Genomic DNA, 23,505 nt, shown 5'->3' with positions numbered 1-23,505 from the left:
TATGTCGAACGTTCTGGTTCTGGTCGACCACGCCGCGGGCAAGGTCCGCAAGACGACTGCCGAGCTCCTTACGATCGCCCGCCGCCTCGGTGAGCCCGTCGCGGTGTTCGTCGGTGAGGGTGTGCAGGACGCACTCCCGGCACTGGGGCAGTACGGCGCGACCAAGGTGATTGCCCTGTCGAACCCGGAGCTCTCGCAGTTCCTGGTCGCGCCGAAGGCCGAGGCGTTGCAGCAGGTTGCGGCGAAGGTCGAGCCGTCGGCGATCCTGATCTCGTCGAACGCCGAGGGCAAGGAGATCGCCGCCCGGCTGGCGGTCAAGCTCGACTCCGGGCTGATCACTGACGCCGTCGACGTGCAGGCCGGTGACAGTGGTGGCCCGGTGACCACGCAGTCGGTGTTCGCGGGCAACTACACGGTCAAGTCGAAGATCACCCACGGCACGCCGATCATCACGGTCAAGCCGAACGCCGCGACGCCCGAGGCCGCAGAAACCTCTCCGGAGGTCGAGGAGTTCGACGTGTCGATCTCGGACGCGGCGAAGACGGCGCGGATCACCGAGTCCAAGCCGCGGGAGGCGACGGGTCGTCCGGAGCTGACCGAGGCCGCGATCATCGTGTCCGGCGGTCGCGGCACCGGTGGTGACTTCGGTCCGGTCGAGGCGTTCGCGGACTCGCTGGGTGCGGCCGTCGGTGCCTCGCGCGCCGCGGTGGACTCGGGTTGGTACCCGCACGCGTACCAGGTCGGTCAGACCGGCAAGACCGTGTCCCCGCAGCTGTACGTCGCGGCCGGCATCTCCGGCGCGATCCAGCACCGCGCCGGCATGCAGACCTCGAAGACGATCGTCGCGGTCAACAAGGACCCCGAGGCCCCGATCTTCGAACTGGTCGACTTCGGCGTCGTCGGCGACCTCCACAAGGTCCTCCCGACGGCCACCGAAGAAGTCACCAAGCGCAAGTCCTGACACCCACGAGGTCCACAACCTGACCTCACGACAGACGCCCGGCTCGGTCCCCCTCCCGAGCCGGGCGTCCCCATTCGAGCCTGACCGGCGGGAATCAGACCGGCGGCATTCGAACGGCCGGCATTCGGTCCGGCAGGATTCGGTCCGGCGGGGATTCGGTCCGGCGGGATTCGGCCGGGCATTCGGGTCGGCCGAATTGGAGCCGGGCCGTCCGCATTCGGCCCATCGGCACCGCCGTCCTTGGTCAGCACCGGGTCGGTGCCTCGCGCGTTGGGTGGGGAGCAGCTCGTGGACGAGCTGGGCGGATTCCAGACCGGGAGCGCAACGGCGACGGCGTTGATCGAGGCGATGACCGGGTTCGGACCGGTCGCAGCGCCGGCTGCAGTGGGCCGGCGGCATTCGGACTGGCGGGATTCGGGCCGGCCGCACTTCAGCCGGGTCGGCGCCCGAGGGCGGCTGCCGGTGTGCGCGGGCTAGCATGCGGCGATGCGGATCTGGGTCAGTGGTGCACGAGGCAAGCTGGGTGCGGAGGTCTGCCGGCAGTTGATCGCCGCCGGTCACGAGGTGATCGAAGCCGACCTCACCGGCCCTGACCCTGTCGATCTGATGGATCGCGATGCAGTCGCCCGTTCGCTGCGCGGAGCCGACGCGATCGTCCACTGTGCCGGCATCGCCAGTCCCGAGAACATCGAGCCGGTCCGCCTCTTCGAGATCAACACGATCACGACGTTCAACGCCCTGGAAGAAGCCTGGACGCAAGGCATCCGTACCGCGGTGCTCGCCTCCAGCGGCTCGATCTACGGCACCGCCTGGTCCCCGGACGAGATCGGTACGCCGGACGTCCCGATCGACGAGAACACCGAGCTCCGCTACGTCGACCCGTACGCGCTCACCAAGGACGTCCTAGAACGCATGGGCCAGACGTACGCCCGCCGCGGCGTACAGGTCACCGCCCTGCGCTTCCACTGGATCCTCACCCCGGACGAGGTACGCCGCTACATCGCCGACGCCCCACCGGAAGACAACCGCCGCAACCTCTGGGGCTACGTAGACCTCCACGAAGCCGCCCGAGCCTGCATCCTCGCGCTCCACCCCCGCACCCACACCCGTTACGTCACCCTCGTAATCGCCGCCGAAGACACCGGCCGCCCCGAGCCGACCACAGACCTCCTGTCCCGCTACTCGCCCTACACCAAAATCCACACCCCCTTAACAGGCACCGCCTCCCTCTACAACACCACCCAAGCCGCCACCCTCATCCACTGGACCCACCACTCCACCTGGCGAAACCCCTAGCCAACCCCGCCCGCCGCTTCCGCCCGGCCCGTGGGGGTCCTGCCCAGGAATGGTCTCGGCCCCGGCTGGCCCCGCCGCTCTCGCCAGGGCTGGCCGCCGGTCCGGCCCGGTCACCCGGTCCCGTGTGGTCCGGTCCGACTTTCGCGTGGTCCCGGGCCGCCTGGTCCCGCCCGTCCATCCGCCTCGCGTGGTCCCGGGCCGCCTGGTCCCGGCCCGGTCGGCCCCGCCGATCCTGCCCGGACCGTCAGGCCCGCCTCGCCCGGTCCCGCCCGTCCGTCCGCCTCGCCCGGTCCCGGGCCGCCTAGTCCGGCACGGCTGGCCTGGCCCGGTCCTGCCCCGGCTGGCCCCAGCGCCGGCTGGTCCCGCCGCTCTTGCCCTGGTCCCCGCTTCGGGCCGTTCGGTGCGGTCTCGCCCTGGTTCGCGTCACCAGATCCGTGTCGCCTTGTCCGTCCGGCTGGTCCGGCCCGGTTGACCCGCGGATCCTGCCCGGACCGTCGAGCCTCGTCTCGCCTCGTCCGGTCCCGGGCCCCGACCGTCCGGTCCCGTCCATCGGTCCAGTCCGTGCTGCCTCGCCTCGCCTCGCCTGGCCACGCCGGTCCGTCCGGTCCGCAGGTCCTGCCCCGGCCCTGTCCGGCCCGTCCGGTTCGGCCCCGTTCGGTCACGGCTCGGGCCGTGATTGCTAGCCGGTGTGGGGGACGGGTTAGGTGGTGAGGTGGTTGCGGATGGTGGTGAGGTTGGTGGTGATGGTGGCTTGGCGGGTGTTGGTGGCGTTGGTGTAGTCGGATAGTTGGCTGGCGGCTGTGGTGCAGCGGTCGGTGAGGCGGGTGGCGCGGTCGGCGGCTGCGGTTTGGTCGGCCTTGGCGGCGGTGCGGATGTTCCAGTAGTGGAAGGCGCCGATGCCGATCAGGATCAGGCCGGCGACGATCCAGATCGCGTTCAGGAAGCCGAGACCGACAGCGACGACCGCACCGACGCCGACGAGAACGGCCGGGACGGCGTACTTGCCGGCGGACACGACACCTGCGGACTGTTTGATTGACGACACGGCAGCGTTCAGCTGGAGCTGATCGGGGCCGTCGGGCCGGATCACGATCGTGTGGCCGTCGCCGGTCACGTCGATCTGCGTGGGGCTTGGCTGGCCCGCGATCTGCGCCAGATCCTCGACGGCAGGCAGAAGCGACGGGCCGATGACGCGGAGTACGGTCGCCGCCAGATGTGGGTCGTCGTTCTGGCTCAGGTCGTCGGCGAGCAGCTCCTCGACGGTACCGACCGGGTCCTCGAGCCGCTCGGCAGCGGATTCACCGGCGCCGCTGATCTGAGCCCGCAGTACGGCGACGCGCGCCAGCGACTCACGCTCCGGCTCGCTCCCTTCGGCGATCAGCAACCGCAGCAGCGCCGCGGTGCTGTCCTGCGCAACCGCACCCTTCGGAGCCGCACCTCGCCCACGGCCACCCTGCTCACGTCCTGCGTCACGCCCTGTGGCTCGCCCGGAGTCGCGCCTTGTGTCACGTCCCGAACGGCGCCCGGGGTTGCGTCCGGTGTCGCGGTCCGCGGCACGAGCGGTGTCGCGGTCAACGGCACGGGCGGAGTCGTCGTCGGCCGGGATGTAGGTGAGGGTGGGAGCTGGTTCTCGGGCTTCCAGGTTGCCGGCGATTGACTCGATGGCGGAGCGGAGGCGGGCGAGGCGGGTGGCTGCGGTTAGCTGGTTTGCGACGGCGTCGAAGCGGGGGCCGGATGAGCGGGGCGTCTCGCCGAGCTTCTCCAGCTTCGGTAGCCAGCCGTCTGCGGGTGGTGCGACCGCCTGCAGCCGCTTCACCACCAGCGCGAGACCGTCCGCCCCGAACCCGCCGCGCGCCGCAGTAGCCCACAGTCCGCGCTGGACCCGGGTAACTGTCCCATCCTCCGGGAGTACGCCGAACGCCACGTCCAGCCACTCGCTCCGTACCCGATGCCGCTGCCCGAGCGCAGCCAACGCCAGCACCAGGAACGTCGCCGTACGACGCGCGTCGAGCCCCATCGCAGTACCGAGCGCCTGCTCCTCGAGTCCCATCGCCGTACCGGGCACCTGCTCGTCGTGCGCCTTCGCTGTATCGGGCGTCTGCTCGTCGAGCGTCATGGCCGTACGGCGCGCCTGATCGCGCTCTCCACCGGTGAGTGCGATCAGTGCCTCGGTGGCCGGGGCCAGCCAGTACTGCGGGACCGGGTTGGTGGGGGGTGGGAGCGGAGTGTTGGAAGCCATCGCGGATAGGACGCGGGTGGTGTAGCGGCGTAGTTCGGCGGCGTTGAGGAAGCCGGACATCTCGTAGCGGAGGTCGGATAGCTCTACGAAGGCGTCGAAGGCGGTTGAGAGGCGGTTGACGCGCTCCTGGAGACCACCCTGGATCTTGGACAGCTGGGACTGCAGTCGCGAGGTCTCCTGCCGCGCATACGACATCTCACTCTGCAGGTCTTCGAGCTGCTCGTTCTGTCGCCGTTCCCGCCACCAGTCAGTCATGTGCCCCGTCTCTCGTCCGCGATTGCTCTCCGGAAGGATGGCGGGTCAGCGGGTCATCAGGCGGGTCAGCGGGTCGTCAGGTGGTGTGGTGGGCTGGCCGGGTGGGTCGGCGGGTCGTCGGGTGGTGTGGTGGGCTGATCAGGTGGGTCGGCGGGTCGTCGGGTGGTGTGGTGGGCTGATCAGGTGGGTCGGCGGGTCGTCGGGCGGTGTGGTGGGCTGATCAGGTGGGTCAGCGGGTCATCAGGCGGTGCGGTGGGCTGACCAGGCCGGTCAGCGGGTCATTAGGCGGTGGGGTGGGCTGACCAGGCGGAGTTGGAGCATGGCTGCGAAGCGGGAGTCGGGGTCGTCGAGGTCCAGCCCGCCGACCTCGGCCAGCCGGCGTAGGCGGTACCGGAAGGTGTTGGGGTGCACGTATACCGCCGCAGCAGCCGCCGCGACATCGCCGAAGGCGTCGAGCCATGCCCGCAGGGTCTCGACCAGGTCGGTGTTGTGCTGGCGGTCGTACGCGACGAGAAGGGCGATCGGACCGGTCGGCTCGTCGCCCCGCGCTTCGATCAGGTCGCGCAGCTCGAGTAGAAGCGTGTCGACGTGGACATCCGCGAGCCGGGCGACCCGTGGCGCGCCGCGGCCGGTTCGCAGTACCCGCAGAGCACGGTCGGCACCAGCACGGGCATTGGGTAGATGCGCGGCCTCAGCGACGACCGGGCCGACGCCGATGCTGGCGGTGACGCGATCGCCGATTCGTTCGAGGAAGTGCTTGCCGATGCGTACGGCGCGCTCCTCGCCGTCGGACCGGTCCGGCCGTACCGGGATCAGCCCATAAGCGACATCCCCGACCAACGCAGCGGCTGCCCTGGGGTGCACAGCCCCCAGGTGCATGGCGAACGCATCAGCCAGCCGCTGACGCTCCCCGGCCAGTCCGGCCTGACTGACCAGCGATTCGTCGGTCTGAACAAGGGAGTCTTCCGAGTCGAAGGCGATGATCCCCAATGCGAGTACGACGAGGTGCTGGTCGGCCAGACCCAACCGGTCCAGCGCAGCGCGTGCGCCGGGTCCGCCTTCCAACGCCGTACTGACGAGGTCGGCGCGCAGGCGGCGTTCGACATCGGCACCGGCGCGGATGCGGAGCATGTGCAAGGCAACTAATTTCGCAGCGTCGCAAAGAGCCTGGGAGCGCTCGGCGGTCAGCGGGTCGCGGACGGCAGCCCAGATCGAGCCAAGAATCTCGTCGCCGGCGCGGACCGCGACGGCGACCCGCGGGATCGTGAACGTCTCGCCGGTCGTCGGCAACGGCGGGACGTGCACCGGGCGGTCCGTGCGGTAGAGCTCGCGGAAGATGCCGTACTCCGTCAGCAGCCGGAAATACCGCTGCGGCACCTGACGGCCGAGCACGGTCTCCACCCGCGCGGTGTCGGCCTCGTCCTGCCGACCGGAGAACGCCAGCACGCGGGAGCTGCGGTCCTCGATCGTGACCGGTGCGTCGAGCAGCGCGGCGGTCGCGTTGGCGAGCGCGAACAGGTCACCGGACGGCATGCCCGCGAGCGTCTGCACTTCACCGACGTCGCCGTCGGCGAGGAGAGACCGCAGCAGTACGGCGAGCTGGTCCCACGACGCGCCGCGAGTCAACGCCAGCAGGGCGACTCCGGACTCGGCCACCGCGGCCGCCAAGAGGTCGCCGGCCGCGATGGGGGAGCGGACGACCAGCCCGGCGGCCTGCTGACGGCCGAGATCACGCAGTACGTCGGCGATCCGGTCGGGCTCGTGCAGCCCGACGCCGAGGACGAGGGCGTGCGAGGGGAGCACGGGCTCGTCGAGCGGATCGAGGATGACGATGCCGCCGATCTCCGCCGGCCGATCCGGTTCCCCGTGCACGAGCTCCAGCAAGGTCGCGCCCAGGTCGTCGAGAACCCGGCCGAGGCTTGCCCGCGGTCGATTCGTCACCGATCACCTCCGAGAGCCCCCAGCCTAAGCGTCGGAGCAGCACCCTAAGCGTTGAAGCGGCAGCCCGAGCGTCAGAGCGGCAGCCATTCGGTGCTCGTGGTCACCGCGGCCAGTTCGGCCTCGAGCGGCTCGATCCCGATGCCGGCGCTGGTCGGCACCGGCAGGTACCCGTTGTCGAGCGTGAACGGCGGGGTGATGTCGGTCCGGTAGTACCGGTCCGAGGCCGACGTGTCGCCGGGCAGCGTGCAACCGGGGAGTGCGGCGAGGGCAACGTTCGCGGCTCGGCCGATGCCGGTTTCGAGCATGCCGCCGCACCAGACCGGGATGTCGTTGGCAACGCAGACGTCGTGGATCCGGCGCGCCTCCAGATACCCGCCGACGCGACCTGGCTTGATGTTGACGATCGCGCAGGCACGCAGCCGGATCGCAGCGGCCGCCGCGCGCGCCGATGTGATCGATTCGTCGAGGCACACCGGAGTGCTGATCTGCTGAGCCAGGTCCGCATGCCCGAGCACGTCCTCCTCGTCCAGCGGCTGCTCGATCAGCAGCAGATCAAAGGGATCGAGCCGCGCCAGGTGGCGCGCGTCGGCCAGCGTGTACGCCGTGTTGGCGTCGACCTGCAGCAGGATGTCGCCGAACTGCTCACGCACCGCGCGCACCGGCTCAATGTCCCACCCGGGCTGGATCTTCAGCTTGATCCGCACGTACCCCTGCTCGAGATACCCGCCGACCGCGTCGAGCAATTCGCCGATCGAGTCCATGATCCCGACCGACACGCCGCACGGCACCCGGTCCCGCACGGCGCCCAGCTCGCGAGCCAAGGGACGGTTCTCGGCCCGCAACTCGGCATCGAGTACGGCGGTCTCGACCGCGGCCTTCGCCATCCGGTGCCCGTGGAACCGGCTCAACGCCGGCCCGACCCCGACTGCGGACTCCACCGAGGCCAGCGCGGGCACGAAGAACCGCCGCAGTACGTCGGCCGCCGCGTCGACGTACTCCGACGAGTACAGCGGCCCGCTCATCGCGACGCACTCGCCCCACCCCTCGGCTTCCGTACTCACGGCGCGCACGAGCAGCACGTCCCGCGTCGTCTCGGTGCCGAACGAGGTCCGGAACGGCGATACCAACGGCATCGAGATCCGCCGCAGTTCGAATCCGGTCAGCTTCATCACAACCCCTTCTGCGCGACGACGTACCACCCGGACCGATCGAACCCGGTCACCCGCGCACCCTCCGCCAGCAACCCGCCCAGCACCTCACGCAACGCGGCCCGCCACGCCTTCGCAGCACCCGGATCGGTACGCCGCAACCCCTCGGCATCAGGCGGTACGGCGATCAGCACGACGCCGTCGCCCGCGGGACCGGCAAGCGATGGCCACCCATCCGCCCCGCACGCCAGCGCGACCGTTGCCTCAGGCATCAACCCGACATCGGTCGAAACGGCCCGGCGAGCCGCGGCGGCACCGACAGCCGGGGCATCGAGCTTCCAGCGCACCAGCAACCGATCGGTGTCGTCGCCGCTGTTGATCCCGTCGCGCATATCGCCGTAGAAGTTCGTCAGGTACTCCGTCGGCTGCGCCGCGAGCTTCGCCACGTTGAAGTACGCGTTGCGCCGGATCAGCGGATCGAACGTCCACGAGATCGACGACACTCCTCGGCGCAGCGCCCAGGCGCGCTGATGCAGCTTGAGCGCGAACCCGACGTTGCGCCCGCGCGCCGATCCCGACACCCCGGCGACGTGGCTGTGCATCGAGACCTCCGCCGGGGCCGAGAAGAACCCGACGCAGGCGCCGATCAACTCGTCGCCGTCGTACGCGCCGCCCACGTAGTTGCCGGCCTTCGTCAACGCCCGCAACAGCTCGGTCGTCACCGGCGGATTGCTCGGGTCCGGCCGCCAGATCGAGTCGTACAAGCGGTAGACCTCGTCGAGCTCCGACAGCTCCCGCAACTCGCGCACCCGCACTCCGGCCGCAGCCGCCGCATCGAGACCCGCCTCCGTAGCGGCGGCAATCGACGGGCTCAGATCGAGCGTCATGGCGTGTCCAGCAGGTCGGCGATCAGCGCGGCCAGCAACGCCGTCCGCGGGGCGAGTTCGGCGACCAGGACGTGTTCGTCGTCGGCATGGGCGCCACCACCGACAGCGCCCAGTCCGTCGAGAGTCGGAGTACCGATGCCGGCCGTGAAGTTGCCGTCCGATCCGCCGCCGACCGCGACCGAGCGCAGCGCCGGCAGCCCCAGATCGATTGCGAGCCGGGAAGCTCGCGCGTAGAGCTCCTCGGACATCTTGCGCTCGAGTGGCGGCCGGTTCGGTCCGCCGATGATCTCCAGTAAGCTCCCGGGCAGAACCGGTCGGAGCGCGTGCATCGCCTCGTCCACTCGCAGTTGCTCCTCGACGGTCCAAGCCCGCGCGTCGACGAAGAAGTAAGCGGTCGCCGGCACGGTGTTCCGCGTCGTCCCCGAGGTCAGCACGGTCGGCGTCACCGTTGTACCGAGGTCAACATTGCCAAGGTTGCTGATGGCAAGCACTTGATGCGCGGCTTCGACCGAGGCGTTGATGCCGAGCTCGGGCTCCAGGCCCGCGTGCGCGGCCCGCCCGGTGATGCGCACCTCGTAGACAGAGACGCCCTTCCGCTCGAGCTTCAGCGCACCGGCATCGGCCGACGCCTCCAGCACCAGAGCGGCCGAACAACCAGCCGCCTCCGTCTCGATCAGCTCCCTGGACGACGGCGAACCCAGTTCCTCGTCGCCGGTCACCAGCAGTGTGACGGTTGCCGACGGCAATGTGGAGATCGCATGCAGTGCCATCACCAGGCCGGCTTTCATGTCGAAGCAGCCCGGCCCTCGCAGTACGTCGTCCTCGTTCGTGAACGGATGCGTGGTCAGCGAGCCAACAGGCCAGACGGTGTCGTGGTGTGCGAGAACCAGGACCCGCCGCGGCCCGTCACCGAGCCGCCAGCGCAGGTGCGTGCAGCCGTCAACCACGACGTACTCCGGTTTGGACCCGAGCCGCTCCGCTCCGAGCTGGGCCACGACGTCCGCGCTGTGAGCCACCGCCGCGACATCCGACGACGGCGACTCACACGTCACCAGGGTTTCGAGATCCGCGAGCAGCTGCGGCAACCGGGCCGCGAACTGCTCGACCAGCTCGGTCATCCGCCGACCTTCGGCGTAGCGCGGACCCCGAAGTGCAGGTACTTCTCGCCGGTTGGCAGCGAGTAGAACGTCACCGGAGTCCACGTGAGCGCACCGGGCGCCCGGACCACGAACAGGTCACCGCTCTCGTCGACCGGAGTCATGCGCAGCTCCTCGGTCGGCTCCGGCAGCAGCTCGGCCAGCGGTCCGGTGAGCGTCATCCGCAGCAGCGGGCCCTCGTCGTCGACCAGCACCTCCTGAATCGTGCTGGCGCGTTCGTACCGGCCCACGTGCCGGCGTACGTCGACAACAGGAGGCTCTGCCGGGGGAGCGAGCGGCGTGGGCATCGAGACGTCGGCCAGCTCACCGAAGATCTCCCGGTAGAGGTCCTCGTACAGGTCACGCGTGTGGCCGCCGTTCGTCAGCAGTACGACGGCCAGCCCCTCGTCCGGCAGCACCCGCAGGAACGCGGCCTGGCCGATCGTGTTGCCGTCGTGGCCGATCAGCCGTCGGCCGTCCCAGCCGAACCGGATCCAGCCCAGCCCCCACGAGTCACCGAGCGAGTACTTGTCGGGCAGCTCCGCCTGCTGCTCGGCCATCGCCGTCACCGAGGCCTCGCTGAGCAGGCGAGTGCCGTCAGGTGCCACACCACCGTTCAAGTGGAGTCGGGCAAACGCCAGCGCGTCCGCCGCCGTCGACGTGATCAGTCCGGCCGGTCCCAGGGAGCGGGGGAGTCCCCAGACCGGTGCGCGCTTGGGCTCCTCTTCGCCTTCGCTGACGTGCCCGACCGCGGCCGATCGGAGCAGTGCCTCTTCCGGCAGCGTGACCGTGTTCTGCAGTCCGAGCGGTGTGATGATCCGGTCCCGCAGCGCTTGGTCCCAGGTAGAGCCGGTCAGCTTCTCGATCACGCGACCCGCTAATGAGAAGCCGGAGTTGCAGTACGACCAGGTCGCCCCGAGCGGGTGATTCTGTACGACGTCCGCGAGCAGGTCGACATACTTCTCCAGGCAGTCGTCGCCCCGACCCGTGTCGGTGAACACGTCGCCGTCGATCCCGCTGGTGTGCGTGAGCAGGTGCCGCATCGTCACCTGCTTGGCGACGTCCGGATCGCCCAGCTGCAGCTCGGGGATCACCTGGCTGATCGGTGCGTCCAGCTCGAGCAGTCCTTCGTCGACGAGCTGCAGTGCGAGCGTCGCGGTCCAGACCTTCGACATAGAACCGATCTGGAAGACCGACTCGGTCGTGGTCGCCACTCCGGTGTCCTTGTTCAGTACGCCGGTCGCCGCCTCCACCAGTTCGTCTTCCACTCCCGGCCGCACCCGCAGGATCCCGAGCGTCGCACCCGGTACGCCGTGCCGCGCAGCCAGCGTGGTGAGTCGACGCTGCCAGTGCGCCGCGTCGATCTTCGCCCGGCGCGGACCGCTCGCGTCACCGGCGTACTGCTCGACCCAGTCGCGGATGCGCCGGTTGAAGTCGAGGCGATGGGACGGACGGCCCTCGACGATGAACAGGTGACTGGCCTCCGGGTACAGCACCAGCTGACTCGGTACGCCGTTCTCGCGCAGTGCAGTGTGCCATTGCTGTGCCTGTCCGACTGGGCAGCGTACGTCGGCGTCGCCCTGCAGGATGAGCGTCGGAGTGGCCACCTTGCTGACCTCGGCGAACGGCGACATGGAGCTGTAGTCGGTGGCGCTGTTGAGCTCGTACACGTCGAGGAAGTGGCCCATGTCCGACGTACCGGCCATGCTGGTGAGGTCGCTGACCACACCGCCGGTGACCGCTGCAGCGAACCGGTTGTCGCGGCTGGTCAGGTAGCAGGTCATGAACCCGCCATAGCTGTAGCCGGCTACGGCCAGCCGATCGGGGTCAGCGATGCCCTCGGCAACCAGTTCGTCGAGGGGTTCGAGGAAGTCGCGCGCGTCTGCCGTACCCCAGGCGCCGAGCGCGGCGTTGAAGAACTCCTCGCCGTACCCGTCGCTGCCACGGGGGTTGAGCAGCAGCACAGTCCATCCGTGGGCGGCGAGCTCCTGGTGGTAGAGGTGCACCTCGTCGGCCGCCGCGTTCCACGCGTTGTGCGGACCGCCGTGGATGTCCAGCAGCAGCGGCTGCGATCCTTCGGCGGCAGGGTCGCGAACCAGCCAGCCCGAGACCACAGTCCCATCAGAGATGGTGAACTCGCGCTCCACCCGGACAAACACGTCCTTCTCGCCGTACGTCGTCCGCGTGGTCGCCGTACCAGTTGTCAGATCGAGTGTGACGATCTCCCCGAACGACGTGGGCGTGGTCACCGCGAACGTCGCCACACCCGCGGCAACGGACAGCCCGGACACGACCTGTCCAGGCTCGCCGAACACGCGCTGAGGCGTGCCGCCCTCAACGGGGACGGAGTACAGGTGCGTGCACCCGCGATCCCGGGCCGCGAACAGGACAGTGCGTCCGTTGTCCGTGAGCGTCGGCTGAGCACCCGGGTACGCCGCTCCGCCGGACATCACGTTGCGGTCGAGCGGAGCCGCCAGGTTCACCACGTCGCCGCTGTCCAATGAGAGCCGCAGTAGACCGGCGTGACCGACCGGTCCTGAGAGCATGCCGACGATCAGCAGTGCGCCGCCGTCTGCGGTCCAGGTCACCGTGCCGGTCAGTCCGTCAGCCAGGCCAACCAGTTGCGGCTTCGCCTTGGGATCCGATGCGTCGAGCACGTAGGCAGGAGCTGTTGGGGTGAGGTCCGCGTCAGGCGCGGTGGCAGCGCCGAACGCCAGCTTCGCGCCGTCTGGTGACCAGGCCGGGTCGCCGGCGTGCCAGTCTCCCTCCGTGGACTGACGGCACTCCTTGGACTCGACGTCCACCACGTGCAGATGCTTACGGATTGTTCGCAGCCAGCCGGCGCCGTCAGCCTGGTAGTCCAGCCGCTCGGTCGCGATCGGTGCATGCTCGCTATCACTGGAGGCAGCGATGTCGACCGGCGCAGAGAAAGCGATCCGCGTCCCGTCAGGACTCCAGTTCGGTGTTCCCGCGCCCAGCGGCAGCGTAGTGAGCTGCTCCGGCTCACCGCCTCCGGCCGGCAGCACCCAGATCTGTGCTGAACCGTCCTTGGCCCGCAAGAACGCCAGTTGCGTCCCGTCCGGTGACCAGACCGGTGTCGAGTCCGCCTCGCCGCGCGTGAGTTGATGCGGCGTACCACCGGAGGCAGGGATCCGCCACAGGCTCCGCAGCGTCCGGTCGGCCTTCGCGTCGGTAGTCCGGAGGACATACACGAGCTGGGCGGCGTCCGGTGACAGCGCCGGCTGCTCCGGTACTTCAAGCTCGGTCAGGTCGTCGATGCGCAGACGTGTCACTGGGAGTCCTCCTTGAGTTGCATGAGCACAGGCGGGTTCGAGCCGACGGCCCGCAGTACGCCGGCTGCGTGGTGGCAGGCGGCGCGGTGCAGACGGTGATCGGCCTCGGCGGTGGGATCGAGGGTCAGACAGTGCTCGCGGTCGGTCCGGATCAGCGGACCGATCGGGCACCTCGGATGGAACCGGCAGCCCGCCGGCGGGTAATGCGGATCGGCCGGCTCGGCGTCGGCGACCAGGGCCTCGTCCGGTGGCGGCAACGAGGTCGAACCGCGCCGCGGAGCCGCCGCGAGAAGCTCTTTGGTGTAAGGGTGTTGCGGGTTGCCGAGGACGTCGTGGGCGGGCCCGACCTCGACGATCCGGCCCAAGTACATCACCGCGACGATGTCGCTGACGTACCGCACGACCGCCAGGTTGTGCGAGATGAACAGCATCGACAACCGCAGTTCGCGTTGCAGGGTGCGGACGAGGTTCAGCACAGTGCCCTGGATCGACACGTCCAGAGCCGAGGTGATCTCGTCGGCGATGAGCACCTCGGGCTTGCCCGCCAGCGCCCGCGCGATCGCGACCCGCTGGCGCTGACCACCCGACAACGCACCCGGGTACGCCGACACGCGGTCGGCGTCCAGTCCGACCAGCTCGAGCAACCGCACCACCTCGTCGCGTCGACTGGGCCTGCTTGAGTCTCTCGGCATGGCCTCCGCGATCGAGTCGCCGATGGTCATCCGTGGATCCAGTGAGGAGTACGGATCCTGGAACACCATCTGCAGCGGACGCCGCGCCCCCGGCCGATGATGCAGCGGTACGCTGTCCAGCAGGATCTGCCCGCCCGCGGGCTCGGCCAATCCGACCGCAGCACGCGCCAACGTCGACTTGCCGGACCCCGACTCACCGACCAGTCCGACCACCTGTCCTGATGGGACGGTCAGGTCGACGCCGTCGACAGCTGTCAGCGCTCGTCCGTACCGGACCGTCACGCCTTCGAAGCGCAGTTCGCTCATCGCTGCCCCGTCCGGAAGCTCGAGTATTCAGCCTGCGCCTGCGGATGCCAGCACGCCACCTGATCGATCAGCACAGGGTCCTCGACCCGGCACCGGTCCGACGCGAACGCACACCGCGCCGCGAAGGCACACCCCTCCGGCATCCGCGCCGGATCCACCGGACGCCCTGGGATGACTGCGAGTGGTTCGTCGAGCGCGGTGTCCAGATCGGGTACTGCGGCCAGCAAGGCCCGCGTGTACGGGTGCCGCGCACCAGTGGCCAGCTCCGTCGACGGCAGGTCCTCGACGATGCGCCCGGCGTACATCACCAGCACGCGATCGCAGATCTGTGCGACCACGCTGATGTCGTGGCTGATCAGCAGCACCGCGACGTCGTCCTCGGTTCGGATCGTCTCCAGCAACCGCAGTACCTGCCGTTGCACGGTGACGTCGAGGGCGGTGGTCGGCTCGTCGGCGACGATCAACGCCGGCGCGCCCATCAGGCCCATACCGATCATGGCCCGCTGCCGCATTCCGCCGGAGAACTCGTGCGGGTACTGCCGCGCCCGGCGCTCCGCAGCGGGTACCCGTACCGCCCGCAGCCGGTCGATCGCCCGGTCCATCGCAGCACGACGGGTGAGGCCTTGATGTTCGCGCGCACCCTCAGCCAGTTGTACGCCGATCCGCTTGGTCGGGTTGAACGATGTCATCGGGTCCTGGAACACCATGGCGAACGACGTACCCAGTAGCCGTCGCCGTACGGCCGCAGTACTACGGACCGGCAGCCGACCGAGCAGTGGAGCGCCCAGGAACGAGAGCTCGGCCGCGCGCACCTGGCCCGGCGGTTCGATCAGCTGGGCGACAGCGAGCGCGGTGAGGCTCTTGCCGGAGCCGGATTCGCCAACCACGCCGACGATCTCGCCCTTGTGGATCGTGAAGCTCACACCGCGGACCGGTGTGACCGGGCCAGGGAAGGTGACGTGCAGGTCCTCCACCACGAGCACGGCGTCGCTGTCGTCGTCCCGAGCCGGCGTGGCCTCCGGCGTACGGTCGGTCCACCGCGTTCGAGGGACCTGTACGCCGAAGCCCTTCGCGACCGCTTCGCCGAAGAGGTTGAACGCCAGCCCTGCAATGACCACTGCGACTCCGGGAGCGAGTGCCGCGGCTGGGTGCACGTAGATGCCGCTGAGGCTCTCGCCCAGCATCCGGCCCCAGTCGTACGCCGGCGGCTGCACGCCCAGCCCGATGAACGACAGCCCGGCGAACGCGAGCAACGTGCCGCCCGCGCCGATCGTCGCGTTCACGACCAGCGGCTCCGCGATGTTCGGCAGGATGTGCCGCACGAGCATCCGGAACCGTCCGACGCCTGCGATCCGCGCAGCCGCGATGAAGTCCCGCTCCGCCACCCCCGCGACCAGCGTCTGCGTCAGCCGCGCGAACGACGGCGCACCCGCGAAGCCGATCGCGAGCACGGCGCCCTTCGCGCCAACTCCGAACACCACCGCGAAGAACAGCGCGAGCAACAGCCCGGGAAAGGCGACCGCGATGTTCACCACAGCGGTCGCCGCACGGCCGCCGCGCTTGCCGAGGATCGCGGGCGCACTGCCCAGCGCGAGCCCGGTGACGACAGCGATCGACGTCGCGAGCAGCGCCAGCAGGATCGACGTACGCGAGGCGACGAGGACCCGGTAGAAGATGTCGCGGCCGAGGTTGTCGGTGCCCAGCCAGTGATCCGCGGACGATCCCTGCAGCAGATGGTCGGTGTCGATCGCGTTCGCCTGGTGTGACCACAGGACCGGTGCGAAGACGGCGAGGAGCAGTACGCCGAGGAGCAGCAGGCCGGCACCGGCGCCAACCGGGGTCCGCAGTACGGCCATCCAACGGCGCATCAGCTCTCCCTGATGGTGGATCGGGGGTCGAGCAGGGCGAGCGTCACGTCGACGGCCAGATTCACCAGCAGTACGCCGACGCCGTACACGAGGACCACGCCCTGCACCAGCGGGTAGTCCTTCGCGATGATCGAGGACACGATCGTGCTGCCGAGCCCGGGCCAGCCGAAGACGTTCTCGACCAGCACGGTCCCGGCGACCATGCCACCGAGTAGCAGGCCGCCCAGTGTGATCGTGGCGGTCACTGCGTTCGGCAGAGCGTGCCGCAGGTAGATGGCCGGCGCAGGCAGTCGCTTTGCGCGGGCGGTGCGCAGATAGTCGGTCTGCAGCACTGCCAGCAGCTCCACGCGGCAGATCCGCGCGAGCACAGCAGCCGGACCGACAGCCAGCGACAACACCGGCAGCACGTACGACGCGACGCCGCCGCGCCCTGCGACCGGGAACCAGTGCAGCGTCACCGCGAACACGTAGACGAGGCCAACGGCCAACAGGAACTCAGGAATCGCTGCGAGCACCACTGCGGTCGAAGTGAAGCCCAGCTCGGCCCGTGGCCGTCGGCCGCCCCTCGTCAAGACACCCATCGCCAGACCCAGCGGTACTGCGATCAGCACCGCCACGACGAACGCTGCGACGGCCAGCTCGACTGTGGCGGGCAGGCGGTCCCGGATCACGTCGGAAACGGGCAGTCCGGTCGTGATCGACGTACCGAGGTTGCCGGTGACCAGGTGGTGCAGGAAGTTCAGGTACTGCTGCCAGAGCGGGTCGTCGAGGCCCAGCGAAGCACGCTGGGCGTCGACGAGGCTCTGTGCGGCAGCAGGTCCTAACGCTCCGCGGACCGGGTCACCAGGGATCAGGTGGATCATGAGAAACGCAGCACTGACCAGGATGAGGACAGAGCCGACCAACCGGCCGAGTCGCCGTACGGCGAAGCCGAGCCACGGGTGAGTGGTAAGGACCGGGGCGCTGACTGACGTCGCGGTTGTCGTCACTGGCTCACCCCAGCATCTTGATCGACGACGGGATCACGCTGCCTTCGCTCAGGTCGAACGTCGCGCCCTTGCCGAAGATCGGCACGGTTGCGTTGACGAACGGCACCAGGTTGACCTGCTTGAACAGAGCCCGCTCGGCCGTGGCCCAGTCAGCGCAACCGTCGGCGCCCGGGATCGCGGCGGCCTTGGCCACGGCAGCGTCGTACTCCGGGTTCTTGATCGAGGAGAAGTTGCTGCCGTTCGGGGGACCGGTGCCGGAGAGGAAGCTGACCAGCTGGCTCGGCAGCGACACAGTCAGCGGGATCAGGCCGGCGTGCCAGGTGCCTTGGCCGGCAAGGACGACCGTACTGATCTCGGCAGTGGACACGGCCTTGAGGGACACGTCGACACCCAGCTCGCTCCACGCCTTCTGGAGCAGCTCTGCGCCGGACTGCAGCGTCGGGCCGAGGCTGGTGGGGTAGTAGAAGACCAGCGACAGCTTCGTACCGGCTTTCTGCCGGATGCCGCCCGCTCCGGGTCGCCAGCCTGCCGCGTCGAGTGCTGCTTTGGCCGCGTCGAGGTCGTGGCCGGGCAGATTGCCGGTGACGGTGTCGTCGGGGCACGGACCCATGCCAGGGGCAACCAACCGGGTAGCCGGCGAACCGGTGCCGCTCGTGATCACCTTGCCGAGCTGAGTGAGGTCCAGCGCCTGCGTGAGCGCCTTGCGTACTGCGAGGTCCGCGGTGGGCAGACCGGCCTTCTGGTTGAACCAGAGCTCACCGAGTGGTGTCCCTGCCTCACGCTGGAACGTCTTCTGAGCCTGCAGCCGCTGCTTGTCCGGTCCGGCGATCGCGACGATGTTGACCTGCCCGGACAGCAGCAGATTGGCCGCTGTGGTCTCGTTGCTGACCACCTTGAGTACGACCTTGTCCGGCAGACCGGACTGCCCCTGCTTGAAGTCACCCGGACCCCACGCGTAGTCCTTGCGGCGGGTGAGTGTGTAGTGGTCGCCCGGGACGGCCTCCGCGACCTTGTACATGCCGGTGCCGTCCGAGCTCTGCTTGAGGATGCTGCGATCCTTCATCCCCTTGCTGCACACGATGTGCAGCCCGCCGACGTTGCGGACGAGGAACGCGTCCGGAGCCGGCGCTGTCACGGTGACCGTGCCGGTCGCGTCGTCACCGGTCGCCTTGGCACCCGGTGGGATGAACACACCGATCCGCGTGGACTTGTTGGCCGGGTTGCCGACGAAGTTGATGTTCTGCGCGACCGTACTGGCCGTCAGCGGAGTCCCGTCCGCGCACGTGACTCCCTTGCGCAGCGTGTACTTCGCGGTGGTGCTGTTGCCCTCGAACTTGTCGGCCAGACCGGGCACCTGCTTGCCGTCCGGGCTGATACCGACCAGCGAGTCGTACAGGAACCAGTCGACCTGCATGGTGACCGACAACGAGGTGAACTGCGGATCGAGGTTGCCGGGATCGGCGCTGATCGCCATGGTCATGGTCTTGCCCTCCGCGGCCTGACCGGTGCCGGCGGCCTGCTCGCCCGAGCTACAGGCGGACAGTGCCAGACAAGCGGCGAGACCGGTGACCAGGGCTCCGGCCGCCAGAGCGGTGCGTACGGATCGCATGTTGCCTCCGGGAATCAGACGGCCGCGCGGCGGAGAGCCCGGCCGCTGTGCAGGTACAGGGCGCGGCCGGAGCCGTCGTCGCCGACGAAGACGTGCGGCTGGTGCATGCCGTGCTCGGCCTTGACGGCGATCAGGCTCTGCTCGTCGCGACCGACCAGCTCGACCGGGTCGGGCTTCGGACCGAGCTCGGTGAAGATGCCCTTCGGTGTCTGGTCGAGCCAGATCTTCCCGTCCTCGCCCTGGCGCACGGTGATGTCGACGACCTCGCAGCTGTAGGTGCCGAGGATCCGGTCCACGTCCACCGCGGCAGGCTCGGTCGGCGGGACGGGGAACGCCGGCAGGGTCAGCCCGGCGAGCTCCTGGACGAGGTGACCGAAGACCTTCTTGTAGACCTCGATCGTCTCGCCGCCGTTGGTCAGCAGCGCGACCGCGAGCCCGCGCTCGGGAACGACCCGCAGGAAGGCGTTCTGGCCGATCGTGCCGCCGTCGTGCCCGATCACCTTGGTGCCGCCCCAGTCGAACAGCTCCCAGCCGAGGCCCCACGACTCGCCCATCATCCCGAGAGCGGGCAGCTTGACCTGCGGTTCCTGCATGGCCTTGACGCTCGCCGCGCTGAGCACAGCGTTCCCGCCGGCCGCAGTACCGGAGTCGAGGTGGAGCTTGGCGAAGGCCAGCAGGTCACGGGCGCTCATCGCGAGCATCGCTCCGGCGGGCGCCATACCGCGGGTCATGGCCCAGATCGGTGCGGGTACGGGTGCCGCGTCGGCCTCCGGCCTGATGTGCCCGACGGCAGCCCGGTGCAGGATCGCCTCGTACGGATCGGTCGCGGCGTGGGCCAGGCCGAGCGGCGTGAAGACGTGCTCCCGCAGCGCAGCGTCGTACGACGTGCCGCGCAGTACCTCGACCAGACGGCCGAGTACTGCGAAGCCGGCGTTGTTGTACGAGAACATCTCGCCCGGCGGGAAGAGCTGGGTGGTCGTGGCGATCGAGGCGACGAACTTCTCGACGGCGTCGTCGCCCTTGCCGGTCTCGTTGAAGATGTCGCCCTCGAACCCGGCGGTGTGGCAGAGCAGCTGCCTCGTGGTGATCACGGCGGCCGCTGCCTCGTCCGCGATGACGAACTCAGGCAGGTACGAGCGGATCGGCTGGTCGAGGTCCAGCTTGCCCTCGTCGACCAGCTGCATGACCAGCGTGGTCGTCCAGACCTTGGTGATCGACCCGATCTGGAACACCGAATCGGCTGTTGTCTCAACTCCGGTCGATGTGCTCAGTACCCCGGCCGCGTGGGCGATCACCTCGCCGTCCAGGAGTACGCCGACTGCTGCACCGGGGACCTCGTGCTCGGCGAGCAGCGTCGCCAGCTGGTCTTGTAGCCACGTCTCGATCTCGCTCAGAGTCGCCATGCGCCGACGCTAGGCCCGCCGCCGCCTGCCGGTATTGGTGCCGGCGCACAACGGGCGGTCCGGAATTCGTTCGATCCGACGAAGCAGGTCTGCCGTGATCGAGCGCCCCGAGCAGGGCTGGTGGAAGCCCGGCGAGCGGGAACAACGCGGGCGGACATACCCTTGAACCAGTTATGGCTACCTCTGACCGCCGCACGGTGTACCTGGACCATGCGGCGACGACTCCGATGCTCCCGGCCGCGATCGAGGCGATGACCCATCACCTCGCCCGCACCGGCAATGCGTCGTCCCTGCACGGCTCCGGCCGCTGTGCCCGGCGGACGGTGGAGGAGTCGCGCGAATCGATCGCTGCCGCGCTCGGTGCGCAGCCCAGCGAAGTGGTGTTCACCTCCGGCGGGACCGAGGCGGACAACCTCGCGCTGAAGGGCCTGTGGTGGTCCCGCCTGGCCGAGGACCCGCGCCGCCGCCGGATCCTGCTGAGCGGTATCGAGCACCACGCGGTCCTCGATCCGGCGATCTGGCTGGGCCGGCACGAGCAGGCCGAGATCGAGTGGCTTCCTGTCGACGAGCTCGGCCGGGTCAGCCCGGACGACGTCCGGCGGGCGGTCGAGCGCGATCCGGAGTCCGTGTCGTTCATCACGTTGATGATGGCGAACAACGAGGTCGGCACGCTCCAGCCGGTCCGGGAGATCGCGGAGCTCGCCCAGCACTACGGCGTACCCGTGCACACCGATGCGGTCCAGGCGATCGGGCAGGTGCCGGTCGACTTCAGCGAGCTGGGCGTCGACGCGATGACGGTGACGGCGCACAAGCTCGGCGGTCCGTACGGGATCGGAGCGCTCGTCGTGCACAAGGAGACGAAGCTGACGCCGATCCTGCACGGCGGCGGGCAGGAGCGCGACGTACGGTCCGGCACCCTCGACGTACCGGCGACCGCCGGGTTCGCGGTGGCGCTGGAGCACGCGATCAAGAACCAGGCCGACGAGGCACGCCGCCTGACCGAGCTGCGGGACGCGCTGATCGAGGGCATCACCAGCACCGTCGAGGGCGCCCAGCTGTCCGGGGACCCGGCGGCCCGCTTGCCCGGTAACGCACACTTGTCCTTCAGCGACTGCGAGGGTGACTCGCTGTTGCTGCTGCTCGACGCACGCGGGATCGAGGTGTCGACCGGGTCCGCGTGCAACGCCGGGGTCGCCGAGCCGAGCCACGTCCTGCTGGCGATGGGGTACGACGACCAGCGGGCCCGCGGCTCGCTCCGGTTCACCCTCGGGCACACGAGTACGCGCGCCGACATCGACGCCGTACTGGACAACATCGGGCCGGTCGTGGAGCGGGCGAAGTCCGCCGGCCTGCAGAACGTGGGAAGGAACACCTGATGCGGGTACTCGCAGCCATGTCCGGCGGAGTGGACTCCGCGGTCGCGGCGGCGCGGATGGCCGAGGCCGGGCACGACGTGACCGGAGTACACCTGGCACTCAGCCGGAACCCGCAGTCGTACCGCAGCGGTGCCCGCGGCTGCTGCACGATCGAGGACTCCCGCGACGCCCGCCGGGCCGCCGACGTGATCGGCATCCCGTTCTACGTCTGGGACCTGGCCGAGCGGTTCCACGCCGATGTGGTCGAGGACTTCGTCAACGAGTACGCCGCGGGCCGTACGCCGAACCCGTGTCTGCGCTGCAACGAGAAGGTCAAGTTCAGCGCCGTCCTGGAGCGGGCGCTCGCACTGGGCTTCGACGCGGTCGCTACCGGTCACTACGCGCGGATCGTCGACACGGCGTCTGGTCGTGAGCTGCACCGGGCGGTGGATCCGGCCAAGGACCAGTCGTACGTGCTCGGCGTACTCACGCAGCAGCAGCTCGCGCACGCGTTCTTCCCGCTCGGCGACACGGTGAAGACCGAGGTGCGGGCCGAGGCGGAGCGGCGCGGGCTGTCGGTGGCCGCCAAGCCGGACAGCCACGACATCTGCTTCATCGCCGACGGCAACACGCCCGGCTTCCTCAGCGCACAGCTGGGCGAGGCGCCCGGGGACATCGTCGATGCACAGGGCAACAAGCTCGGCTCGCACCAGGGCACGCACGGCTTCACCATCGGCCAGCGCAAGGGACTCAAGATCGGCACCCCGGCCGCGGACGGCAAGCCGCGGTTCGTGCTGGACATCAGCCCGGTCGACCGCACTGTGACGGTCGGATCGCGCGAGGAGCTTGCGGTGGAGCGACTGACCGCCTCGAAGCCCCGCTGGTGCGGTCCGGCTCCGACCGACCAGCTGACCGCGAAGGCTCAGCTCCGAGCCCATGGCGACGAGGTGTCCGTGACCGCCTTGCTGGACGGTGACCAGGTGCAGGTCGAGTTCACGGAGCCGACGTCGGCTGTCGCGCCCGGTCAGGCCGTCGTGCTGTACGACGGGACCCGGGTGATCGGCTCCGCGACCATCGACACCGTCCAGCGCGTCACCGCCGCCGTATGAGGACCACCGGGCTCGGTTCGGTCCCCGGTGATGACGTCCGCGAATGGATGCGCGCCGTACTCGAGTTGGTAGACATCCCGTTCCTTCCGGAGCTTCCAGCTCGGCCGTACGGCGACATGCTGAGCCGGACCGTCGCCGTACTGACCGAGCTGGCTGCTGACCTGCAGCCTGTCGGGTGGCGGCTGACCGGTGGTGGGGGCGCGCGGGCGAGTCTGGATCAGCGGCGGGCGCGGGCGTTGCTGCAGGAAGACCTCGACGTGCTTGAGGAGTACGCGTACGAGTACGAGGGGCCGCTGAAGGTACAGGTCACCGGGCCGTGGACGCTGGCTGCGGCGCTGGAGCGGCCACGCGGTGACAAGGTGCTGGCGGACCACGGTGCGCGGCGGGATCTGGCGCAGGCGCTGGCTGATGGAGTCCAGCAGCACCTGGCCGACGTACGGAAGCGGGTGCCGGGCGCTGAGGTCGTGCTGCAGGTGGATGAGCCCGGACTGCCCGCCGTACTGGCTGGAGCCGTGCCGACGGCGTCTGGCTGGAGCAAGCACCGCTCGGTCGACGGTCCGGGGGCTGTGGAGCTTCTGAGCATGTTCACCACGGATGCGCCGACCATCGTGCACTGCTGCGCAGCCCGCCCGCCGATCGAGGTCTTCACCAAGGCCGGCGCAGCCGGTGTCGCCGTAGACGTGTCGCTCCTGGGCAACGCTGCGTGGGACCAGATCGCGATCGCAGCCGAAGCCGGCACCACCCTCTACGCCGGACTGGTTCCCACCACCGGCCCCATCCCAGCCGCAGACCAGGCCGCGGCTCCACTGGTACGCCGCTGGCGGGAACTGGGCCTGGACCCGGCCCTCCTCCACCAGATCACGATCACTCCGGCGTGCGGGCTCGCCGCCGCTCCGTCACCGGCCGACGCCAGAGCGCGACTGGAACTGCTCCGCCGCATCGTCGAGATCGTCGGCGAAGCCGCCGAAGCCTGATCAAACGCCTGCGCCAAAACGTCCGTCGTCCCCTGTAAGTTCAG

17 protein-coding genes are annotated in these 23,505 nt (G+C 69.4%); 6 read left to right on the top strand and 11 right to left on the bottom strand.

All coding sequences use genetic code 11. The annotated features are described in order from the left end of the window. Position 1 precedes the first annotated feature (1 nt). The 3 genes from AB0J62_RS29590 to AB0J62_RS29580 all read left to right on the top strand — a co-directional run bounded on the left by AB0J62_RS29590 (position 2) and on the right by AB0J62_RS29580 (position 2,257). A complete protein-coding gene (locus AB0J62_RS29590) occupies positions 2–961 on the top strand; it encodes an electron transfer flavoprotein subunit alpha/FixB family protein (protein WP_363877885.1) in 960 nt (319 codons plus the stop codon). A 288-nt stretch (positions 962–1,249) separates the two neighbouring features. Further along, positions 1,250–1,438 (top strand): hypothetical protein, encoded by a 189-nt coding sequence (locus AB0J62_RS29585; protein ID WP_363877883.1) that lies wholly within the window; start codon positions 1,250–1,252, stop codon positions 1,436–1,438. A gap of 9 nt (positions 1,439–1,447) precedes the next feature. Next, positions 1,448–2,257, top strand: a complete 810-nt coding sequence (locus AB0J62_RS29580; protein ID WP_363877881.1) for an NAD(P)-dependent oxidoreductase — start codon at positions 1,448–1,450, stop codon at positions 2,255–2,257. Between the two features lie 700 nt (positions 2,258–2,957). Here the strand turns inward: AB0J62_RS29580 and AB0J62_RS29575 are convergent. The 11 genes from AB0J62_RS29575 to AB0J62_RS29525 all read right to left on the bottom strand — a co-directional run bounded on the left by AB0J62_RS29575 (position 2,958) and on the right by AB0J62_RS29525 (position 20,023). Continuing rightward, the gene (locus AB0J62_RS29575; RefSeq protein WP_363877879.1) at positions 2,958–4,751 is read right to left on the bottom strand and encodes a hypothetical protein; all 1,794 of its coding nucleotides are present in this window, start codon (positions 4,749–4,751) and stop codon (positions 2,958–2,960) included. A gap of 270 nt (positions 4,752–5,021) precedes the next feature. Then, on the bottom strand, positions 5,022–6,692 hold the full coding sequence (locus tag AB0J62_RS29570; RefSeq protein WP_363877877.1) for a helix-turn-helix domain-containing protein: 1,671 nt from the start codon (positions 6,690–6,692) through the stop codon (positions 5,022–5,024). Positions 6,693–6,763: 71 nt separating this feature from the next. Then, positions 6,764–7,861 carry an o-succinylbenzoate synthase gene (gene menC, locus AB0J62_RS29565; RefSeq protein WP_363877875.1) on the bottom strand — a complete coding sequence of 366 codons (1,098 nt, stop codon included), beginning with the start codon at positions 7,859–7,861 and terminating at the stop codon, positions 6,764–6,766. Continuing rightward, positions 7,861–8,727, bottom strand: coding sequence for a GNAT family N-acetyltransferase (locus AB0J62_RS29560; RefSeq protein ID WP_363877873.1), 867 nt, complete (start codon positions 8,725–8,727; stop codon positions 7,861–7,863). Before AB0J62_RS29560 ends, menC begins: the two co-directional genes overlap by 1 nt. Further along, entirely contained in the window at positions 8,724–9,845 is a 1,122-nt protein-coding gene (locus AB0J62_RS29555; RefSeq protein WP_363877871.1) for a M20 family metallopeptidase, read from the bottom strand. Before AB0J62_RS29555 ends, AB0J62_RS29560 begins: the two co-directional genes overlap by 4 nt. Beyond that, on the bottom strand, positions 9,842–13,156 hold the full coding sequence (locus AB0J62_RS29550) for a serine hydrolase (RefSeq protein WP_363877869.1): 3,315 nt from the start codon (positions 13,154–13,156) through the stop codon (positions 9,842–9,844). Before AB0J62_RS29550 ends, AB0J62_RS29555 begins: the two co-directional genes overlap by 4 nt. Next, positions 13,153–14,154 (bottom strand): ABC transporter ATP-binding protein, encoded by a 1,002-nt coding sequence (locus AB0J62_RS29545; RefSeq protein ID WP_363877867.1) that lies wholly within the window; start codon positions 14,152–14,154, stop codon positions 13,153–13,155. Before AB0J62_RS29545 ends, AB0J62_RS29550 begins: the two co-directional genes overlap by 4 nt. Then, positions 14,151–16,022, bottom strand: coding sequence for a dipeptide/oligopeptide/nickel ABC transporter permease/ATP-binding protein (locus AB0J62_RS29540; protein ID WP_363877865.1), 1,872 nt, complete (start codon positions 16,020–16,022; stop codon positions 14,151–14,153). The genes AB0J62_RS29545 and AB0J62_RS29540 overlap by 4 nt, the downstream gene beginning before the upstream one ends. Continuing rightward, a complete protein-coding gene (locus tag AB0J62_RS29535; protein ID WP_363877863.1) occupies positions 16,022–17,011 on the bottom strand; it encodes an ABC transporter permease in 990 nt (329 codons plus the stop codon). Before AB0J62_RS29535 ends, AB0J62_RS29540 begins: the two co-directional genes overlap by 1 nt. A 4-nt stretch (positions 17,012–17,015) precedes the next feature. Then, entirely contained in the window at positions 17,016–18,620 is a 1,605-nt protein-coding gene (locus AB0J62_RS29530; protein ID WP_363877861.1) for an ABC transporter substrate-binding protein, read from the bottom strand. 14 nt (positions 18,621–18,634) lie between these two features. After that, positions 18,635–20,023, bottom strand: coding sequence for a serine hydrolase domain-containing protein (locus tag AB0J62_RS29525; RefSeq protein ID WP_363877859.1), 1,389 nt, complete (start codon positions 20,021–20,023; stop codon positions 18,635–18,637). A gap of 173 nt (positions 20,024–20,196) precedes the next feature. Between AB0J62_RS29525 and AB0J62_RS29520 the strand changes: the two genes are divergently transcribed. Genes AB0J62_RS29520 through AB0J62_RS29510 form a run of 3 tightly spaced genes read left to right on the top strand, consistent with a single transcriptional unit; the run spans position 20,197 to position 23,461 of the window. After that, the gene (locus AB0J62_RS29520) at positions 20,197–21,399 is read left to right on the top strand and encodes a cysteine desulfurase family protein (protein ID WP_363877857.1); all 1,203 of its coding nucleotides are present in this window, start codon (positions 20,197–20,199) and stop codon (positions 21,397–21,399) included. Next, positions 21,399–22,487 (top strand): tRNA 2-thiouridine(34) synthase MnmA, encoded by a 1,089-nt coding sequence (mnmA, locus tag AB0J62_RS29515; protein ID WP_363877854.1) that lies wholly within the window; start codon positions 21,399–21,401, stop codon positions 22,485–22,487. Before AB0J62_RS29520 ends, mnmA begins: the two co-directional genes overlap by 1 nt. Then, a complete protein-coding gene (locus tag AB0J62_RS29510; RefSeq protein WP_363877852.1) occupies positions 22,484–23,461 on the top strand; it encodes a methionine synthase vitamin-B12 independent in 978 nt (325 codons plus the stop codon). Before mnmA ends, AB0J62_RS29510 begins: the two co-directional genes overlap by 4 nt. Positions 23,462–23,505: the final 44 nt, after the last annotated feature.

This window comes from Kribbella sp. NPDC049584, assembly GCF_040675555.1.
In the GTDB taxonomy this organism is placed as follows: Bacteria; Actinomycetota; Actinomycetes; order Propionibacteriales; family Kribbellaceae; genus Kribbella.
The sequence above is the reverse complement of the archived record's forward strand: the minus strand, read 5'-3'. Positions and strand labels throughout refer to the sequence as shown.

Bases quoted from the DNA above. Each gene is read 5' to 3' on its own strand.
- AB0J62_RS29590 (WP_363877885.1), top strand. From the start codon at position 2: ATGTCGAACGTTCTGGTTCTGGTCGACCACGCCGCGGGCAAGGTCCGC.
- AB0J62_RS29580 (WP_363877881.1), top strand. From the start codon at position 1,448: ATGCGGATCTGGGTCAGTGGTGCACGAGGCAAGCTGGGTGCGGAGGTC.
- AB0J62_RS29575 (WP_363877879.1), bottom strand. From the start codon at position 4,751: ATGACTGACTGGTGGCGGGAACGGCGACAGAACGAGCAGCTCGAAGAC.
- menC (WP_363877875.1), bottom strand. From the start codon at position 7,861: ATGAAGCTGACCGGATTCGAACTGCGGCGGATCTCGATGCCGTTGGTA.
- AB0J62_RS29560 (WP_363877873.1), bottom strand. From the start codon at position 8,727: ATGACGCTCGATCTGAGCCCGTCGATTGCCGCCGCTACGGAGGCGGGT.
- AB0J62_RS29555 (WP_363877871.1), bottom strand. From the start codon at position 9,845: ATGACCGAGCTGGTCGAGCAGTTCGCGGCCCGGTTGCCGCAGCTGCTC.
- AB0J62_RS29545 (WP_363877867.1), bottom strand. From the start codon at position 14,154: ATGAGCGAACTGCGCTTCGAAGGCGTGACGGTCCGGTACGGACGAGCG.
- AB0J62_RS29540 (WP_363877865.1), bottom strand. From the start codon at position 16,022: ATGCGCCGTTGGATGGCCGTACTGCGGACCCCGGTTGGCGCCGGTGCC.
- AB0J62_RS29530 (WP_363877861.1), bottom strand. From the start codon at position 18,620: ATGCGATCCGTACGCACCGCTCTGGCGGCCGGAGCCCTGGTCACCGGT.
- AB0J62_RS29525 (WP_363877859.1), bottom strand. From the start codon at position 20,023: ATGGCGACTCTGAGCGAGATCGAGACGTGGCTACAAGACCAGCTGGCG.
- AB0J62_RS29520 (WP_363877857.1), top strand. From the start codon at position 20,197: ATGGCTACCTCTGACCGCCGCACGGTGTACCTGGACCATGCGGCGACG.
- mnmA (WP_363877854.1), top strand. From the start codon at position 21,399: ATGCGGGTACTCGCAGCCATGTCCGGCGGAGTGGACTCCGCGGTCGCG.
- AB0J62_RS29510 (WP_363877852.1), top strand. From the start codon at position 22,484: ATGAGGACCACCGGGCTCGGTTCGGTCCCCGGTGATGACGTCCGCGAA.